We start from the raw sequence: 19,614 nt of genomic DNA, 5'->3' as shown, positions 1-19,614 counted from the left end.
TTAGGATTGCACCTTAGTAGCAAGAATATCTGGCATAGCCTGTTGTAAAGCCACAACCTGCTGAGTTTGAAAGACTAATAACGGCTGGTTATCGGCTAGTTGTAAGCTTTTAACTGGCACAATTTGCATTAACGAATTACACAAAAACATTTCTTGTGCCTGATTAATAACCTGCAACGGCTGATTTACAACGTCAATTTTTGTACCTAACTTGTGTAAATAAGCCACAATCTGGTTACGCATAACCCCTTCCACACCAGCATAATGGCAATCAGGGGTAAACCACTGGTTGTTTTTATACCAAAATACATTTGCCATTGAGGCTTCTACTATTAGGCCTTGGGTATCACAAACCAATACTTCATCAAAACAACTGCCCTGCTGAGCTTGTTTAATCAAAACTTGTTCTAGACGATTTAAATGTTTGATTTTTGCCAATAGAGGTTGGCGCGCCAGTTGAATTGAGCTTACTCCTAATTCAACACCTTGAGTTCGCCAGTTTGAATAATCAGGTAACTCATGCCAACTAATTATATAGCTGGCATTAAGGGCGCCAGTGGGGTTGTAGCCTCGCCCACCTTGTCCGCGAGAAATAATGACTTTTAATACGCAGTTTGCATGCTGTTTAGCCAGTTCAAAACAGTTTTGGCTGATTTGCTGCCACAAATCAAATGTTATACCTAACTTTTTGCAGGCCAACTTAAGGCGCAACATATGCGCCTCAAAACATTGGATTTGGCCTTCAATACAAGCCATAGTGGTAAAGCAACCGTCACCGTATTGCACGGCGCGGTCCGCTAGATCAATTTTATTTGCAGCTTGCCCATTAATTATCATTAAAACTATTTATTGTTAAGCTTTATCAAGGGTACAAATAATACGGCAACCAATTAAGCTTGCAATTAATGTTTCTTAAATAATAGCGAACCGTTAGTTCCACCAAAGCCAAATGAATTACACAAGGCATAGTCTAAGGTAGTTTTACGTGCGGTATTGGCCACAAAATCTAGATCACAGCCTTCGCCAGGGTTGTGTAAATTAATGGTTGGTGGAGCGACCTGATCTCTTAACGCCAAAATAGTAAATATGGCTTCTACTGAGCCTGCAGCCCCTAACAAGTGACCAATCATAGACTTAGTAGAACTTACCAATAATTCATTTGCGTGCTCAGCAAACACCCTTTTAATAGCGCCAACTTCGGCAATGTCACCGGCTGGTGTAGAAGTACCATGCGCATTAATATACCCAATTTGATTCTTGGCTATATTGGCATCATTGATGGCGTTTTCCATGGCTGCAGCGGCGCCTTCGCCGTCAGCTGGCGGAGACGTCATATGGTAAGCATCTCCACTCATACCAAAACCTACTAGTTCTGCATAAATGGTGGCTCCACGAGCAACCGCCGATTCATATTCTTCGAGCATGACCACGCCTGCCCCTTCACCCATAACAAAGCCATCTCTGTCTTTATCCCATGGCCGACTAGCGGTTTGTGGGTCGTCATTGCGGGTCGAAAGTGCACGAGCGGCAGAAAAGCCTCCCATACCTAGTCCACATATAGTTGACTCAGCGCCCCCTGCTAACATGGCATCTGCGTCGCCATAGGCAATAGTGCGGGCTGCAATACCAATATTGTGTACACCAGTAGTACAAGCCGTCACAACATTAATATTGGGGCCTTTGATCCCTTCGAATATAGAGAAAAATCCTGAAATCATATTGGTAATAGTGGCTGGTACAAAAAATGGAGAAATTTTGCGCGGCCCTGACTCAAGCATTTTGCGGTGGTTTTCTTCAATTAAACCTAAACCACCTATACCAGATCCTATCGCTACACCAATACGTGCGGCATTAGAGGCATCTATTGTTAAACCTGAATGCTCTAAAGCTTGTTTACCAGCAGCGATACCAAGTTGGATAAATCTATCCATTTTTTTGGTTTCTTTTTTAGGAATATATTGCTCGACATCAAAATCTTTCACCTCAGCCGCAAAGCGCGTACTGAATTCACTAGCATCAAAAGCTGTGATAGGTCCCACACCACTTTTTCCAGCTAAAATATTTTGCCAGGTAGTTTCTACAGTGTTACCAACAGGTGAAAGCATGCCAAGACCGGTCACTACAACGCGACGTTTAGACACATTGGCCTCCGACTTATAAAAGGTAGGTAAAAGGGAATAAAAAAACGGCCCAGAAAGGACCGTTTGTAAAACTGCTTACGCGTCTTTGTTTGCGTTAACGTAATCAATTGCTGACTGAACGGTAGTGATTTTTTCCGCTTCTTCATCAGGAATTTCAGTGTCAAACTCTTCTTCAAGAGCCATAACCAATTCTACTGTGTCTAGTGAATCCGCACCTAAATCATCAACAAAAGACGCTTCTGATTTAACTTCGTCTTCTTTCACACCAAGTTGTTCGATGATGATCTTTTTAACGCGTTCTTCGATAGTACTCATAATTCTAGTTATCCTATATGTCGCTAGATATAAATTTGCGAGTAGTGTATTCAGCAAAGAGACCCCTTGCAAGCAAGACAGCCAACTTTTTTTCTGGTCTAACCACTCGACGTTGTATAAAACTTTGCTTCAACTTTAGTACATAGCAAGCTATGCACATAAAAGTTGTTTAGCTCATGTGCATACCGCCATTTACATGTATTGTTTCACCAGTTATGTATGCGGCTTCATTACTGGCTAAAAAGCCAACTGTTGCGGCGATTTCTTTAGGGTCGCCTAAACGGTTAGCTGGAATATCTTTAAATATACTTTCTTTTTGCTCGTCTGTTAATGCTTTAGTCATATCAGTATCAATAAAACCAGGCGCCACAACATTCACTGTTATGCCTCTTGACGCAACTTCACGGGCCATAGATTTACTAAAGCCAATCACCCCTGCTTTTGCTGCAGCATAATTAGCTTGTCCTGGATTACCCGTTGAGCCTACAACTGAACCAATATTGATAATACGACCATGGCGCTTTTTCATCATGCCTCTAAGCACAGCTTTAGACATTTTAAAAATAGAGGTTAAGTTTGTATCCATTATGCTTTGCCATTCGTCATCTTTCATACGCATAAGCAAGTTATCACGAGTAATACCCGCATTGTTTACTAATATATCAATGCTGCCAAACTCAGCATTAATTTCATCTAATAAAGTTTGCATTGAATCAGGGTTGGCTACATCTAAAACTTTACCTGCGCCATGTTCACCTAAATACTCACCTATGGCTTGTGCACCATTGTCTGAGGTGGCGGTTCCTATGACTTTGGCGCCCATAGCTACTAATTGCTGAGCTATGGCTTTACCAATACCTCTGCTCGCGCCTGTTACTAAGGCAACGCTGCCATTTAAATTGGTCATACTGTTTCTCTTTATTTAATTAATTTAGGCTTTGGACTGTGTCTAAGCTATTCACTGCAGAACTGCTTAAACTTTTATCTATGCGTTTAGTTAAACCGGTTAAAACTTTACCTGGCCCTACTTCTAAAAGCTGCTCAACCCCTAGTTCGGCTAGTTTCTGCACGGTTTCTGTCCATCGAACTGGGCTATATAATTGTTTAACTAAGGCTTGTTTTATGGCTTCTGGATCGCTTGGGTTAGCCACATCAACATTATTAATCACAGGCACTTGAGGCGCTTTAAACTCAAGCTTAAGCAATAAGTTAGCTAGCTTATCTGCTGCAGGTTGCATAAGTGCACAATGCGAAGGCACACTTACCGACAGTGGTAATGCGCGTTTTGCTCCTTGCTCTTTACACAAGTCTGCGGCTTTTTCAGCTGCACCTTTAGTACCGGCAATCACAACTTGACCCGGTGAGTTAAAATTCACCGCAGCAACCACTTCAGCTGTTTCACTTTGCGCTTGCTCACAACTGCTTACCACTTTGGCATCATCTAGGCCAATAATGGCATACATAGCACCTGTACCTGCTGGTACAGCTTGCTGCATATATTCACCACGGGCTTCAACAAGTTTTAAGGCATCAGCAAACTCAATTACGCCTGCACATACTAGAGCTGAATATTCACCTAAACTATGGCCTGCCATAAAATCAGGTTGCGCCTGACCTTGCTCTAACATTAAACGATAAATCGCCACACTAGAGGCTAATAATGCTGGCTGAGTGACTTGGGTTTGATTTAACTTTTGCTCGTCATTATTGATCACATGCCATAAGTCGTAGCCTAATGCTTCGTTTGCTTGTGAAAAAGTGTCTTGAACTATTGTATATTCAGCATATAAATCACTTAACATACCTAAAGTTTGTGACCCCTGACCAGGGAACACCCACGCTTGTTTACTCATATAATTTTCTCTATTAATAACGTACTAAAGCAGACGCCCAAGCGAATCCACCGCCAAAGGCTTCTAGTAAAAGGTTTTGTCCGCGTTTAATTCGACCGTCACGAATGGCGGTATCTAGTGCGGTGGGCACAGTTGCTGCCGAAGTGTTGCCATATTGCTCTAATGTAATAACCACCTGATCAAGAGACATATTTAGTTTTTTAGCTGTGGCTTTAATGATCCTAAAGTTAGCTTGATGGGGAACTAACCAATCTAGGTCAGATTTATCCATATTATTAGCGGCTAATGTTTGCTCTACCACTTCACTTAACTTAGTTACCGCAACTTTAAACACTTCATTGCCTTTCATGGTTCCCCAGTTTTCATGGATAGATTGCTCATCACCATGTCTTGGATTACCTATGGTCAGTAAGTCACCATATGAACCTGCTGCATGAATATGGGTGGAAAGAATACCAGGCTCTTCGCTGGCTTCTATAATAGTCGCCCCAGCAGCATCACCAAACAAAATCACCATAGTGCGATCTTCAGGGTTAACTAATCGACTCAAACAATCGGTACCTACTACTAATATGCGTTTAGCCATACCAGATTTTATATACTGATCTGCCACACTCAAGGCATAACAATAACCAGCACAAGCAGCAGCCACATCAAATGCAGGAATGCCATCTATATCTAGGGCTTTTTGAATTTCACAAGCAGTACTGGGTAAAGCGTGACGACCACTAGTAGTGGCACACACAATCATATCTAAAGACTTGGCGTCTATGCCTGCTGCCTCTAGTGCTTTTTTACTTGCTTCTACACCCATAGTGGCAGCCGTTTCATGCTCGCCAATAATGCGTCTTTCTTTAATACCTGTACGGTCTGTGATCCATTCATCTGAGGTATCAACCATAGTGGCTAAATGCGCATTGGATCTAACTTCACTGGGGTAATAGCTACCCGTGCCAATAATTTTAGAATTCATTTATTCGTGGCGCTCCATTAATACAGCTTCAATTTTATCTTTTATTTTTTCAGCAACCTGCAACTCAGCTTGTTGTATTGCTTCACGGATCGCATATAAAAAAGCCTCAGACGAGGCATTACCGTGGCTCTTAACCACAATTCCGCGCAATCCTATCAGACTCGCACCATTATACTGGTCGGGTTTCATGCGTAAATAGATGCCGCGGAACACTGGAAAGGCGATTTTTGCGACAATTCGATATAACCAATTAGTTTGGGCTGCCGATTTAACTTCTTGAATAATAAAGTTGGTTAAGCCTTCCCAAGACTTCAATGCAATATTGCCAACAAAGCCGTCTGTTACTATGACATCGGTTTTTTGTTTAAAGATATCGTTACCTTCAACAAAACCAATATAGTTAATACTTGGGCTTTGCTTTAATAAGCCTGCGGTTTGTTTGACTTGGTCGTTACCTTTAATTTCTTCCGCCCCTACATTTAACAATGCCACTCTAGGACGTTTAATGTGGCCCACCTCTTCTGCTAAAACCGATCCCATAACCGCATATTGAAATAACACATTAGAATCGCATTGAATATTGGCGCCCAGATCTAACAAATACACTTTGCCATTATTTTCGGCGGGGATCATAGAAATAAGTGCGGGACGATCAATGCCAGGTAAGGTTTTTAATACATAATAAGCCATGCTTAACAAGGCACCCGTGTTGCCAGCACTGACACAGGCATCCGCTTCTTTAGTATTAACTAAATCGAGAGCCCTGCGCATTGAAGACTGTTTTTTATGTCTTAGGGCATAACCTGGTACATCATCCATTTTAACGACTTGAGAGCAATCGGATAAACGGATTCGTTGTTGAATGTCTGTGTCTTGCTGTTTAACCCAGTCTGACATAATCGCCAAAGGGCCACATAAGATAAGATGTAGATGCGGGTATTGGTGCAGTGCTTTTAATACTGCAGGAAAAATAATATGGGGGCCGTTGTCGCCCCCCATGATATCTAACGCTAAGGTTAGACGACTCAAAGTTCTGTCACTTTAAATTAAAGAGATAAAACTTTTTTGCCTTTGTAGTAACCATCAGCAGTCACGTGATGACGAACATGCGTCTCACCTGAAGTTGAATCTACAGACAAAGTTGCAGAACCTAACGCATCGTGTGAACGACGCATTCCACGCTTTGAACGAGTTTTCTTACTCTTCTGTACAGCCATTACTTTACTCCTAGTCTCGCTTAAGTTCTTTCAAAACCGCGAACGGGTTTGGACGTTCATCGGCCGGTTCAATTTTTCCGAAGCTCATATCATCTTGCTTTTGTTTGCAATCCTTCTCTGCATGAAGGGCTACAATTGGCAGAGATAAAATCAGTTCGTCTTCAAGCGTTTGAAATAAATTGATTTCTCCGTGGTCATCGACCTCTACCGGTTCGTAAACGTCCGGCAACTCATCTTCGCCTTCTTCTTCAGCCCTCTGCACTGGGCTAAAACAAAAAGACACATCCATAGGATGCGCAAAGACTTCGTTACATCTTTCACAGCGTAGTGATGTAGAACATGCCATATGACCTTGAAAATAAGTCAGACCCTGCTCGTCTTTTGCAAACTTAATTTCAACATCTACTGCTTCGGCAATGTCTGCCACTGCACCAACTAATCTAGGCATCTCAGACGTCAAAACCACACCCCGATAATCGGAACGTTTATTGGCGCTTTTAACTGGGTCTACCTTGTTGGGCAATTTCACTTTCTGCATAGCGCGCGCATATTATAGTTTCACACTCCCTTAGTCAAAGAAAATCTGTTGCTTAAACAGCATTTTATATGCTTTCATCGCCCATTATTATTTTACAGCCCTTAGTCTATGAATATTTTACTTGCTTCTAGCTCACCTTATCGTAAAGCCTTATTAAATAAACTGCAGATCCCGTTTAGCTGTTTCTCACCCAATATTGACGAAACCAAAGTAAAAGATGAAAGTATTCAAACACAAGTAGCACGACTTGCCAAAGCAAAAGCCATGGCCGGCTATCAACCTGAAAATGCTGATCAATTTATTATTGGTTCAGATCAATTAGCTAGTTTTAATAATCAAGCAGTGGGTAAACCGGGAAACTTTGAAAACGCCCAACAACAACTAAGGCTTTTTAGTGGGCATACTGTTACTTTTTATACGGCTATATGCGTTTTAAGATGCAGTGACCAAAAACTCGCACAATCAGTAGAACAATTTGAGGTTAAATTTAGGCAACTTAGCGACAAACAAATTTCCACTTATTTACGCCTAGAACAACCATTTGATTGTGCCGGAAGCTTTAAGTGTGAAGGTTTAGGTATTTCACTCTTTAGCGCCATGCAAGGCAATGATCCTAACAGTTTAGTGGGTTTACCTTTAATCAGATTAATTGACTTATTTGCCGATTTGTCTGTGGATCTGTTTGATTACATGGGTAAGCCCTAAACAGCTTTAAAGCTTATAAATACTCAGGTAGTTGAACTAATTGGTCGATCACAGCTATAGGTTGATGCTGCTTGAGTTGCTCAATTGAATGCACCCCAAAACTCACGGCTATTCTATCTACCCCAAGTGTTTCTGCCATAGCCATATCATAAGTAGTATCCCCTACCATTAACACTTCTGCCGCACTAAGATTTAACTCTTGTAAAATTTGCATCAACATATCGGGCGAAGGTTTGCTGGCAGCATCATCTGCAGTTTTGGTAACCGCAAAAAATTCCTTGGTTTGGGTGTTTTGCATATTAGCTTCAAGCCCTGCCCTTGCTTTGCCAGTAGCCACGGCTAAGGTATAACCTTGCGCCTTTAATGAAGTTAATAAATTTATTGCACCTTGAAACAAGGGGCTACTCACTTGAGCATGCTGATTAAATTGTGATTTATAAGTATGTAAAACGGTTTGCGCCAGTTGCTCGTCTTGAATATTAAACACTTGTTTTAACGCTGGCAGCAAACTAATACCAATCACATTTTTAGCTTGTTCGAAACTTGGCATAGGTAAAGCTAATTGTTCTGCGGTGGCTTGAATAGAACCTACAATTTTACCCACTGAGTCCATTAAGGTGCCATCCCAGTCAAATACTATGGCTTTATACTTCACTTCTAAATCGCTTTAATACACTGATTAAACTAGGGTCTAAGGGAGCTTTAAAACTCACTCTTTGTTCTGTACTAGGATGAATAAAGGCCAAAGAATGCGCATGCAAGAACAAGCGGTTTAATCCCCGCTGTTTGGCTAGTTCATCAAATGCTTGATCGCCATAGCGGTTATCGCCACCAATAGGGTGCCCAGCATGCAAACAATGCACTCGAATTTGATGGGTTCGCCCGGTAATAGGCGAAGCTTCAACTAAAGTCCCTTGAGCAAAGGATTCAAGCACTCGGTATCGGGTTTCAGAAGGTTTGCCTTCTTCATCTACTAAAACCACGCGTTCACCCGACTTGAGGGTATTCTTTAATAACGGCGCTTTTACTTTAAATCGGTTAGCTGCCCATTCACCTGCGACTAAAGCTTGATACCTTTTATCCACTTTTTTATCTCTAAGTTGTTCGTGCAAAACTTTTAACGCAGAACGTTTTTTTGCCACCAACAAACACCCCGAAGTGTCTCTATCAAGTCTATGCACTAACTCTAAAAATTTTTGCTGAGGTCTAAGGGCTCGTAAGGCTTCAATAACCCCAAAACTTAAACCACTTCCTCCATGTACTGCTGTACCAGAAGGTTTGTTAAGCACTATTAGCCAGTCATCTTCAAATAAAATGCAATGCTCTAACACCGACACTTTATCTAAATTAGTACTTGGCAGCTCAGTTGGCTCTGACACTCTAATGGGTGGAATACGTAACTGGTCATTGGCTTTTAGCTTGTATTCAGGTTTAACCCGTTTTTTATTTACCCGCACTTCTCCTTTACGCAAAATGCGATAAATAAGGCTTTTAGGCACACCTTTTAAGAAAGTGCGCAAATAGTTGTCTATCCTCTGCCCTTCAAGGCTAGGATCTATGTCAACAAATTGTACTTTTTGAAATGATAAGTCTTGCATAAGGCGCGTATTGTAACTGAATTACTTAGGATAATGTCCAGTATTTTAATTTCTTGCCACGATCGGTGCTTTAATGTGATAATACGGCAGTTTTCAAACATGCAGTGAGTGTTGAGAACAAACAGATGGATTAATCAGTTCTGAATGCAAAGGCAAACATATTGTCATAATTAAAATTGCAAGCCAAAAAATGGCAAGTCGATTGTGAAGTGAGTAACTTTTCACAAGTACGATTTAACAGAACCCTTACATCAGCGATATTAATAACTTATTGATCGTACGAGATGTAAAGATTACAGATGAATTGACAGCTTATTTGAACCTCATATATGCCAGACAAGCATAGGATTTCGAATAACACTAAGTTTTAAACAAGATAATTTCTAAGCTAAATAATACGTCTAGTTTAGCGTCCATAAGATTTGGATAAAGTGTTAAAAAACAACGCATTAAATAATTAATGACAATAGCACTTAGGCGTAAAACTTAAATTTTAAATACAGTCGTGAGGCTGGATTGACCTAATGTCTAATCACCTTGTGATTCTTTACCTGTTGCGATCGGTACATTACCGAGCAAACCAGAATGAAAAGAATGTTAATCAATGCCACTCAGCAAGAGGAATTACGAGTCGCACTTGTAGATGGTCAAAAGCTTTATGACTTGGACATTGAAAGTCCAGGACATGAACAGAAAAAAGCCAATATCTACAAAGGAACTATCACCCGCGTTGAACCTAGTTTAGAAGCCGCCTTTGTTGATTATGGCGCTGAACGCCACGGTTTCCTGCCATTAAAAGAAATAGCCAGAACCTACTTCCCTCAAGGTTACCGCTTTGAAGGCCGCCCAAGCATTAAAGAAGTCATTAAAGAAGGCCAAGAGGTCATTATTCAAATTGATAAAGAAGAGCGTGGCCAGAAAGGCGCAGCCCTAACTACCTTTATCAGCTTAGCTGGAAGCTATTTAGTTTTAATGCCAAATAACCCACGTGCAGGTGGCATATCTCGTAGAATCGAAGGCGACGAACGCACCGAATTAAAAGCCGCCTTAAGTGGTTTAAACCTACCTGATGGTATGGGTTTAATTGTAAGAACAGCAGGGGTTGGCAAATCTGCTGAAGAGCTTGCTTACGACTTAGATTATTTAGTCTCTGGTTGGGCGCGTATCGAAGAAATTGCTAACTCTCGCCCTGCTCCATTTTTGATTCACCAGGAAAGCGACGTTGTTGTGCGTGCCATCCGTGATTACCTAAGACGTGATATTGGTGAAATATTAATTGATAAAGCCAGTGTGCATGAGCGTGCGTTAAAACACGTAGAGCAAATGCGTCCTGATTACGCTAACAGAGTAAAACTGTATAAAGGTGATGTGCCTTTGTTCAGCCATTATCAAATTGAAAGCCAAATTGAATCAGCCTTCCAACGCGAAGTACGTTTGCCATCTGGTGGTTCAATTGTTATCGATCCAACCGAAGCACTAATTTCAATTGATATTAACTCAGCTAGAGCAACTAAAGGCAGCGACATAGAAGAAACCGCTTTTAATACCAATTTAGAAGCGGCTGACGAAATTGCACGCCAATTACGTTTACGCGATGCCGGTGGATTGGTTGTTATCGACTTTATCGATATGACCCCTATTCGCCATCAACGTGAAGTTGAGAATCGCATGAAAGACGCCGTTAGAGGCGATCGTGCTAGAGTTCAACTTGGGCGTATCTCTCGATTTGGTTTGTTAGAAATGTCACGTCAGCGCTTACGTCCATCATTAGGCGATTCGGCGCATAATGTATGTCCTAGATGTAGCGGGCATGGCACAGTACGTGGTACTGAGTCGTTGGCCTTGTCTGTGTTACGCATAATGGAAGAAGAAAGCATTAAAGATAATACTGGGCAAATCGAAGCTCAATTGCCGGTTAATGTGGCCACTTACCTATTAAACGAAAAACGCCGTTCAGTGCGTAGCATTGAAAAACGCCATAGTGTGCAACTAGTGATTATTCCTAATCCTAATATGGAAACCCCACATTACAGCATAGCGCGTAGACGCCCTGATGATGCCATACAAGATATGAGCTACAACTTGCCGCTTATTGAGCAAGAACAAACGATTACCGATAAAACTGTGGCCCCAGCCATGGCTAAAGAGCAGCCTGCGCTGCAAAGCTTAATTGCACCAAACAAAAAGTCTGCTGCACCTAAAGCCCAAAAGGAGCCATCTGAAAACCTGTTAGAAAAAATCAGTAAATGGTTTGCTGAGTTGTTTAAACAACCAGAAAAAGAAATTCCCAAGAAAAAGGCGCATACCCGCAACAATAATCAAAGACGTAACCGAAACGGTCGCCCAGACAGAAACAAGCGTAATGCTAAAGGTTCAGAGCGCAAAGAGCGTAATGATCAATCTGGCAACCGTAATGAGCGTAATGACAGAAACGATAGAAAACCAAGAAACGACAATCGTAAACCTCGTCGTGACGACAAAGCTGTAGATACCAATCAAGAGTCACAAAACAGCCAAGCCAAAGCGCCAGCACCTGCCAAAAAAGAAAAGCAAGTCGCCGAGCGTAGAAAACGTCGCGATAACAGACGCAGTGTGCGTGTTGACAATGAACAAGAGCAAAAAGCTCAAGATCAAAAACACACACAGGTCACCGAAGAAGTAGTAAAAGCTGTAGAGACTGAAGTAGCAAACACTGAAACTCAAAGCAAGGCAGAAACAGCGGCTCAAGTTGACAGCTCGGCAAATAAGCCACAAGCAAAAACTAAAGCTAAAGAAACACCTGCTTCAGATACTAATGCTCAACCAAGCGAAGTAGACAAAGCCGAAACCAAAGAAGCAGAGTCAGCTAAAAACGATGCCAATAAAGACGAGGAAGGAAACACTCGTACAAGAAGCCGCCGCTCACCTAGACATGTGCGTGCAGCAGGTCAAAAACGTCGTAAGAACAGCGAAGACAAAGACACCGCAGAAGCCAAAGAAGCTGAGCAAGTCAAGCAAGATGAACTTCAGTTTGACGAGCCAACAGCAAAAGCCGAGCCACAAGCTAAGCCTGAAGTGCCTGAGCAAGTTACTATGGAATTAAGCAGTGATGAGCCTGTAGCTAAAGTTACCTCAGAAACACCAGTTACTGCTGCAGAGTCTGAGTCTCAAGCTGAGCTTGAGCAACAACCTACGCCAGCTGAAACAACTGAAGCTTCTGAGCCAGCAAAACCAACTGCGGCAACAGAAGTAGCAGATGCGCCAGCTGAGCCTGAAGTAGAGGCAACTGCTAAAACAGTAAAAAAAGCGCCAGCTAAAGCAGCCAAAAAAGCCGCGCCAATAAAAGCAGCAAACAAAGTTAAACCTCAGTCAGTGTCTGCCCCTATGGCACGACCTGCGACAGTTGACGAAGATTTTGTAGAAATATCTATTGGTTCACTTGAAGACAGTGCGCGCCCAGAATTAAAACGTTCTGGTAAAACCGCAGCATTTTTGAGTGCTACTAATAGTGCCACTGCGCCAGCCTTTAGACCAAGCGAAGAAAGCCAATAGTCTAAACACAACAAAACCTAAGACTGCTGCAAACTCACTATTTTGCAGCAGTCTTAGCCATTGATTCAGTGCTATTACCCGCTAATTACTGTATTCTCCCGCAACGATTAAGTTGGTCAAAAATTCACCTGTCAAACAAGCTGAATTTTAACCAAACTATTTCCACCTTATTTGAGAGTTTTCTATGAGTTTTGCCGATTTAGGCCTATCACCACAAATTTTATCTGCTGTTACTAGTAAAGGTTATACCACGCCCTCACCTATTCAAGCTCAAGCCATACCTGCAGTATTAGCCGGTCATGACGTGATGGCGGCAGCCCAAACAGGTACTGGCAAAACCGCCGGTTTTACCTTACCCATTTTACATTTATTAAGCCAAGGCAAACCTGCCAAAGCCAATCAGGCCAGAGCATTAGTGCTAACCCCTACCCGTGAGTTAGCAGCACAGGTAGCCGAAAACGTGCAAACCTACGGACGCGATCTGCCATTAAAATCTACTGTTGTTTTTGGTGGCGTGGGCATTAACCCACAAATGTTAAAGTTACGTAAGGGAGCTGATATTTTAGTGGCTACCCCTGGTCGTTTATTAGATTTATATAATCAAAACGCAGTGAAGTTTAATGAGCTAGAAATTTTAGTATTAGATGAAGCTGACCGTATGTTAGATATGGGTTTTATTCACGACATTAAAAAAATAATTAAATTGTTGCCACAAAAGCGCCAAAACCTAATGTTTTCTGCCACCTTTTCTGACGACATTCGTAAATTGGCAAAAGGCTTAGTGAATGATCCAGTAGAAATATCAGTATCACCAGCTAACACCACTGTAGATCTGGTAGAACAATGGGTGTATCCAGTTGATAAAAGTCGTAAGTCACAATTATTAACTCACCTAATAAAAGACAACGACTGGCAACAAGTATTAGTTTTTAGTCGCACTAAACATGGTGCTAATCGAATAGTTAAACAATTAGAAACCCGTGGCATAAGTGCCGCTGCAATTCATGGCAATAAAAGTCAAGGCGCCCGAACTAAAGCGCTAGCCGACTTTAAACAAGGTAAAGTAAAAGCCTTAATTGCCACAGATATTGCCGCACGTGGATTAGACATAGACCAACTTCCGCAAGTGATTAACTTTGACTTGCCTAATGTTGCAGAAGACTATGTACATAGAATTGGCCGAACAGGCCGAGCTGGCGCAACTGGCCAAGCCATTTCCATGGTAACTCAAGACGAGTTTAAAGAATTGGTAGATATTGAAATTCTTACCAAACAAATTATTCAACGCAAAACCATAGCAGGTTTTGAACCTAGCGCTAAACTGCCAGAGTCAAAACCCGATCAGCGCCCTATTAAAGCTAAAAAGCCTAAAAAACCCAAGGTTGATCACCGAGATGGGCAACGTCCAGCAGGCAACCCAGCAAATAATAGACGTTCAAGAAGTCGTAATAATCGTAACGTTAATAACACTGGTAATCGTTAACCATTAAACCAGCTACACCATTAGTCAAACAAAAAAATAGCCCTGCTAGCAAAGCTAGAGGGCTATTTTTATTTTTGATTAACTACAGTTGAACAATAGATCCATCAACTGGATTAACCACAAACTCTACCAGCTCAAACTCAGTCTCTTGTACTGTTTCGCTTTCACTGCTAGTTTCGCCTGCCTCTGAAGGATCAGTCACCATTTGATCTAACACAATAGTAAACTGAGTCGGTCCATTGGCCCAACCTTTAACTCTTAGTGTATAGGTTTCACCAGGGCTTACCGTACTTCCTACTTGCTCATTAGGCCCTAAGTTACCCGAAGAGGCTAACTCATTACCATCTTGATCAAGCATAAAGAAATCAAGGTCAGGGTATGCACCGCCGACTTCGGCATCTGCACTTAAGGTGGCCACTGCACTTGTTGCACTACTTAAAGCGGTAAAAATCACATCGACATAATCCACCCCTTCTGCTACTTGAACGTCAGTAGTACCCACAGCCACCAAACCAGTATGTTCAGAGATTGCGTGATAAACCTTTTCACGCTCTGCTGCATCTGAAGTGTCAACTGGCGCCTGGCTTCCATTTGCGGCACGAGCTTGACCTTCAACTTGCGCATAAATTTTGGCTTTAAAAGTAAACATTTGGCCAAATGGGTTTTCAAAGTTGATGAATCTACTACTTGAATCAGCGCCCACTGCCAGACCTTGGTCGTAAATAAAACGTGCTTTATCACCACGCTGGCCACTGCCACCGTTGTCAGCGTTTAGAACTTTCACGTTTGAGCTGCCAATTTTAACTATGTCAAAATTAATCGGTCCAAGTAACTCTACTGACCCATTGTTAGTTAAGGTATTATCAAAGCTAAATTCGCCCATTGAGAACGACACGTTACTGATCCTAGAATCAACCTGTTTAGTCACATTCCTATTTTTAAGCTTGGTCTTAGCGGTGCCCGAAAAGTCTGAGAAACCAACTTGGCCAGAGGCATTAGTTTTAATCGCGCGCACTACATATTGATAATCAAAAGCATCAATGCCCTGACCTGCGCCCCGTCCAAAACCTTGGCCTTTGTCTAGATAGCTAGTTTGGGTTACAAACTCAACATGGGTATAACCAGAAGTAGTTAAGTCTCCATCCACATATTCACGACCTGGCACACCAGCAAATAAACGTGCTGGGCTGCCGCCTTTACGTTTTAATACTTGGTAACCAATTACGCCGTCCACTGCATCCCAAGAAACGTTAATGCTGTTTAGGTTAACTATGTCTGCCACAATATTTTGTGGCGCAGTTGGGGCTTCTTGTGCAGCGCTAAAATCACTTACTGCAGTAGAAATCATTTGCACGCCACCAATTGGTGCTTCAGCATTGATACCTATTTCACGAGCAGCAAAAACGCGTTCAATTAACGCATGATGTTGACCTAAAGACTGAGCATCCACTGAGTTTGCTGGGTACAACATCGCATCGGCAATTAATGCCGCATCACGTGCTTTTACAAAAGTATCGGGAGCACTAACACCTAAAACATACATAGCACCAAGGAAGATACGCTCCCAAGTCTCTTTACCTAAGCTAGCTACTTGAGTTGCTTCACCCGTTACTGGATCAGGGCGCATAAAGCTATTCGCCGGATACATTTCTAACATTAACTCACGCAGATCCCACATAGCACCTGCGTAAATTTCACCGTCTCTGTGCTCTTCAAAGGTATTATCTCTGGTACCTAGTTGTGAATAACGTATCTGGCTTTGACCACTTCGTATGTACTCGAATGAGTCTGGATCTACATTAGCATCACGTAATACCTGCCTTAACTTACAGGCATTTACTGGATATTTACCTAAATCAGGTGTTTCACCTATGGTATAAGCCCACAAATCTGCTTGACCTTCGTTTAATGCTCCGCCCTCTGGACTCCCTTCAAAACCAGCAATAGGGGTAATGGTCGCGTGAGTACCTTCATGTATAGGCACACTAAAATCGATCGCTAGGTTATTAAATAAATTACCATGGCCATAAAAGGTTGGGTTGATAACGACTTCTTCCCCATTTACATCTTGCGAAAGTGGAATGGCAAAGGCGTTATCTAAATTTAATAAGTCATCTAAAAAGTTGGGATCTGTTGGATCTTCTGGGGCATCTAACACATTTGGAATATGCACTACACCTACTAATGGAGTGGATTCGTTAGGGTATTGATCTGGAAAACTACCACTTCCAAAACCACGAGCATGCACAGCATCACCATCTTTGTGTACGTAGTCTAAATACTCCATCAAAGTAGTGATGTAGATAAATTGGCTGATACCATCAAAATGAACAGCAGCACCCGTGGTATGATCTTTTTCATTAGGGCGTGCATATAACGGCTCTGCATCCTGATCAAAGTAATAAGTACCTAGGGCTGCTTGTGTGAAAGGTAAACGTGTTGCTAGAGCACTTTCGATGTGGGCATGCTTACCAGTTAATACACTTTCAACGCCTGTCACACGGTTAGTGTCATCAAACTTACGTAATTTAATGCGTAAAAGGCCATCCGGACGACCGCTTACCCCACCCTGTTCATCAACAATTTCACAGTTATCTTGTAATTCTTGAGTGATAGGTGGAAAGGTAGGAAAATAATCGGCAAATTGATCAGTAGGCTCTGACTCTTGAGCAGTGCGCACTTGATCTTCACGATAAAGTACATCACCCGACTGGGCATCCACCATAAATTTAAATACACCAAATGGATTAGTTGAATAGTAATAGAATTGCCAAACTAATTTATGCTCATCACCAGCTTGAACAAAACGTAGCTCGGGCATTGGGGTTTTAAATACACCTAATTTATCGGCAATTTTTTCAAATGCAGGTGTTAATACGTTCAACGCATCCACAGACAAGTTTTTCTCAAATTGCGCTAAGTTTTGGCTAGCCGCTAAAACAGCTGCATTGGCTGCTAAGCTAGGCTGGCTAGAAACATTAAAATCTTTTTGGTATGGGCCCATCACTGCGCGCACTTTATTATCTGCATCAATAATGACACCAAGACCACTAGCATCCACTTTAATGCCATTTACTACTTGGTCAAAACGCACCAACTGTCCACCTAAGGCAGGCTTAGAACGATTGGGGTTATATTCTAATTGGTCAATATTCAAACCAGCAAAAATAGCTTGATGATCGCTAATAAAATTTAACGCTGCACTTTCTGCTGAATCACCCGATGTTTGAATGGCCATACCGCGCATAACGTCTACGGTACCGGTCATTTGATTAATATTTATCTGGGCATTAACGTTTTCAGCTTTGAACTGAGTAATTGCTTGCATTTGTTCATAGCCTAGGCCATTAACTTGGCTGTGAACCGCTGCTTGTATGTGGTCAAGTGTAGGCACACTCGACACATCAAAGTTCATAATTTTATTGGCTTGAGAAGTGTTACCTATGGCGGCTTGTGAAGGGCTGGTGGAGCTTAGTGAGGCTAACGCCAACACTATGGCACTAGATAGTAGTGTAACTTTCATTTTAATAACCTTTTTATTTTGTGTTGCACTAGGTAACACAACAGCAATGCCTATTGCTTTAACTAGTGAACATTGATTTTTAGGGCGTTTGTTACGCAATCAGAATGGCTGTTGTTTCTTGAGCAGAAACTAAGCTATCTCCTTGAGTGCCTGCAGTGTTTCAATTTTGTTGCGCGCAAGAAATAGGGAGTTACCCCTATGTGCCAGAAGTTTTTTTAATGACTCCAATCGGTTGTAAGCAAAGCAAAAGGTACAAGATCCCTTTAAGGTCACAACATTTTAAAGGTCAAAAAATTGAGCGGGGCAAAGTTAAAGTGAGGGTGTAGAACAACAAAGTCGGCTTAAGTAGCCGACTTATCATTAGCTTAGATTAAGTTTTATGTTGGGCAGTTAATATTCTATCCAGATGATTAGCAAAGTTTTGCCTATCGGTTTGATTTAACGGTGGCGGCCCACCAGATTGTTCGCCACTGGCGCGCATAGTGTCCATAAAATCGCGAATATTTAAGCGTGCTTTTATATTCTCTGAGGTAAATAGTTCGCCTCTTGCGCTTAGTGCTAAGGCACCTTTTTCAATCACTTCTGCGGCTAAGGGTATGTCACTGGTTATCACCAGATCTTGTGCTTCAACTTGCCTAACAATTTCATCATCGGCCACGTCAAAGCCTGCTGGTACTTGCATGGCACGTATAAATTTAGAGGGCGGTGTGCGTATATATTGATTGGCAACCAAAATGGTTTCCACTTTCTTACGCTGAGCCGCTCTAAAAATAATGTCTTTTATAACCACAGGGCAAGCATCGGCATCTACCCAAATTTTCATACTTTTGCCTTAACTTGGTTAAACCATCCGGGAATTTGCATACCCAATAACATCATTAAGATAAACACAAAGATTTTTGGCTGGGCAGCAGATAGGTTTGCAATGGCCGGACCTGGACAAATACCGGCTAAGCCCCAACCTAAGCCAAAAAGCGCAGCACCCCAAATTAAAGACTTATCTAGTTTTTTATTAGTAGGCAAATCAAACTCTTGTGCAAAAATTGGCGCTGATGACTTTTTAATAACAAGGTTATAGCCCAGCATAAATACCCCTATGCCGCCAATCATGACAAAGGCCAAGCTAGGATCCCAATGACCAAAGATATCTAAAAAATTCAGCACTTTATTAGGATCGACCATCTGCGAAACCGTTAATCCAATACCAAATAACAACCCACAAATTAACGAGACTAAGGCTTTCATAACAGATCTCCCAACAAGTGTTTAACCACAAAAACCACTAAAACTGCCACACTCATAAAGGTCACAGTAGCAGCAATAGATCGCAGTGACAGTCTGCCAATACCACAAATTCCGTGACCACTTGTACAACCGCTGCCTAATTTACTGCCTATACCCACAAATAAACCTCCAGCAATAATTAACGGCCAACTCACGTCTATTTGTTGCGGTAAACTGTAGTGCCAAAAGCTGCTAACAATTGGGCCAATGATTAAACCCAGAATAAACATCCAACGCCACAGCCCTGCTTTGTCAAATTGGGTTAATGCTCGGCTAACTATGCCTGAAATTCCGGCTACTTTGCCGTTTAGCCATAATAATCCAATGGCCGAACTACCTAATATAAGGCCACCTATTAAGGCCGAAAAAGGGGTAAAGTCTGTCATTCACTGCTCCTGTTTTTATACTTCCCGCAAAGCAGGAAAGCCTAAGTATTGTTCTAACGTGAATTAG

At 41.9% G+C, this 19,614-nt stretch carries 18 protein-coding genes; 3 read left to right on the top strand and 15 right to left on the bottom strand.

Features of this window, described 5'->3' with window-relative positions:
* The 9 genes from pabC to yceD form a co-directional block, all read right to left on the bottom strand.
* Positions 1-837 (bottom strand): aminodeoxychorismate lyase, encoded by an 837-nt coding sequence (gene pabC / locus ACVCDT_RS05720; RefSeq protein ID WP_447131805.1) that lies wholly within the window; start codon positions 835-837, stop codon positions 1-3.
* A gap of 65 nt (positions 838-902) precedes the next feature.
* Positions 903-2,141, bottom strand: coding sequence for a beta-ketoacyl-ACP synthase II (gene fabF, locus ACVCDT_RS05715; RefSeq protein WP_447131804.1), 1,239 nt, complete (start codon positions 2,139-2,141; stop codon positions 903-905).
* A 75-nt stretch (positions 2,142-2,216) separates the two neighbouring features.
* Positions 2,217-2,456: an acyl carrier protein gene (acpP, locus tag ACVCDT_RS05710; protein WP_447131803.1), complete on the bottom strand. Its 240-nt coding sequence runs from the start codon at positions 2,454-2,456 to the stop codon at positions 2,217-2,219.
* Positions 2,457-2,625: 169 nt separating this feature from the next.
* Positions 2,626-3,363 carry a 3-oxoacyl-ACP reductase FabG gene (fabG, locus tag ACVCDT_RS05705; protein WP_447131802.1) on the bottom strand — a complete coding sequence of 246 codons (738 nt, stop codon included), beginning with the start codon at positions 3,361-3,363 and terminating at the stop codon, positions 2,626-2,628.
* A 19-nt stretch (positions 3,364-3,382) separates the two neighbouring features.
* Entirely contained in the window at positions 3,383-4,309 is a 927-nt protein-coding gene (fabD, locus tag ACVCDT_RS05700) for an ACP S-malonyltransferase (protein WP_447131801.1), read from the bottom strand.
* A gap of 13 nt (positions 4,310-4,322) precedes the next feature.
* Positions 4,323-5,282 (bottom strand): beta-ketoacyl-ACP synthase III, encoded by a 960-nt coding sequence (locus ACVCDT_RS05695; protein ID WP_447131800.1) that lies wholly within the window; start codon positions 5,280-5,282, stop codon positions 4,323-4,325.
* Entirely contained in the window at positions 5,283-6,311 is a 1,029-nt protein-coding gene (gene plsX / locus ACVCDT_RS05690; protein WP_447131799.1) for a phosphate acyltransferase PlsX, read from the bottom strand.
* A 17-nt stretch (positions 6,312-6,328) separates the two neighbouring features.
* A complete protein-coding gene (rpmF, locus tag ACVCDT_RS05685) occupies positions 6,329-6,499 on the bottom strand; it encodes a 50S ribosomal protein L32 (RefSeq protein WP_447131798.1) in 171 nt (56 codons plus the stop codon).
* Positions 6,500-6,509: 10 nt separating this feature from the next.
* Positions 6,510-7,037: a 23S rRNA accumulation protein YceD gene (gene yceD, locus ACVCDT_RS05680; protein WP_447131797.1), complete on the bottom strand. Its 528-nt coding sequence runs from the start codon at positions 7,035-7,037 to the stop codon at positions 6,510-6,512.
* 108 nt (positions 7,038-7,145) lie between these two features.
* Between yceD and ACVCDT_RS05675 the strand changes: the two genes are divergently transcribed.
* Entirely contained in the window at positions 7,146-7,742 is a 597-nt protein-coding gene (locus ACVCDT_RS05675) for a Maf family protein (RefSeq protein WP_447131796.1), read from the top strand.
* Between the two features lie 13 nt (positions 7,743-7,755).
* On the opposite strand, the gene ACVCDT_RS05670 is transcribed toward ACVCDT_RS05675, so the two are convergent.
* Both ACVCDT_RS05670 and rluC read right to left on the bottom strand, forming a co-directional pair.
* A complete protein-coding gene (locus ACVCDT_RS05670) occupies positions 7,756-8,397 on the bottom strand; it encodes an HAD family hydrolase (protein WP_447131795.1) in 642 nt (213 codons plus the stop codon).
* Positions 8,387-9,340: a 23S rRNA pseudouridine(955/2504/2580) synthase RluC gene (gene rluC / locus ACVCDT_RS05665; RefSeq protein ID WP_447131794.1), complete on the bottom strand. Its 954-nt coding sequence runs from the start codon at positions 9,338-9,340 to the stop codon at positions 8,387-8,389. The genes ACVCDT_RS05670 and rluC overlap by 11 nt, the downstream gene beginning before the upstream one ends.
* Before the next feature lie 594 nt (positions 9,341-9,934).
* On the opposite strand from rluC, the gene rne reads away from it, so the two are divergent.
* Positions 9,935-12,871: a ribonuclease E gene (gene rne / locus ACVCDT_RS05660; protein ID WP_447132016.1), complete on the top strand. Its 2,937-nt coding sequence runs from the start codon at positions 9,935-9,937 to the stop codon at positions 12,869-12,871.
* A gap of 184 nt (positions 12,872-13,055) precedes the next feature.
* Positions 13,056-14,354, top strand: coding sequence for a DEAD/DEAH box helicase (locus tag ACVCDT_RS05655; RefSeq protein ID WP_447131793.1), 1,299 nt, complete (start codon positions 13,056-13,058; stop codon positions 14,352-14,354).
* Positions 14,355-14,436: 82 nt separating this feature from the next.
* On the opposite strand, the gene ACVCDT_RS05650 is transcribed toward ACVCDT_RS05655, so the two are convergent.
* The 4 genes from ACVCDT_RS05650 to ACVCDT_RS05635 all read right to left on the bottom strand — a co-directional run bounded on the left by ACVCDT_RS05650 (position 14,437) and on the right by ACVCDT_RS05635 (position 19,547).
* Positions 14,437-17,877 carry a M36 family metallopeptidase gene (locus ACVCDT_RS05650; protein WP_447131792.1) on the bottom strand — a complete coding sequence of 1,147 codons (3,441 nt, stop codon included), beginning with the start codon at positions 17,875-17,877 and terminating at the stop codon, positions 14,437-14,439.
* A 370-nt stretch (positions 17,878-18,247) separates the two neighbouring features.
* Positions 18,248-18,700 carry a YaiI/YqxD family protein gene (locus ACVCDT_RS05645; protein ID WP_447131791.1) on the bottom strand — a complete coding sequence of 151 codons (453 nt, stop codon included), beginning with the start codon at positions 18,698-18,700 and terminating at the stop codon, positions 18,248-18,250.
* On the bottom strand, positions 18,697-19,122 hold the full coding sequence (locus ACVCDT_RS05640; RefSeq protein WP_447131790.1) for a DUF6691 family protein: 426 nt from the start codon (positions 19,120-19,122) through the stop codon (positions 18,697-18,699). The genes ACVCDT_RS05645 and ACVCDT_RS05640 overlap by 4 nt, the downstream gene beginning before the upstream one ends.
* The gene (locus ACVCDT_RS05635) at positions 19,119-19,547 is read right to left on the bottom strand and encodes a YeeE/YedE family protein (RefSeq protein ID WP_447131789.1); all 429 of its coding nucleotides are present in this window, start codon (positions 19,545-19,547) and stop codon (positions 19,119-19,121) included. The genes ACVCDT_RS05640 and ACVCDT_RS05635 overlap by 4 nt, the downstream gene beginning before the upstream one ends.
* Positions 19,548-19,614 lie beyond the last annotated feature (67 nt).

Source organism: Paraglaciecola aestuariivivens (assembly GCF_052983255.1).
This window is presented reverse-complemented; position numbering and strand designations above follow the sequence as displayed.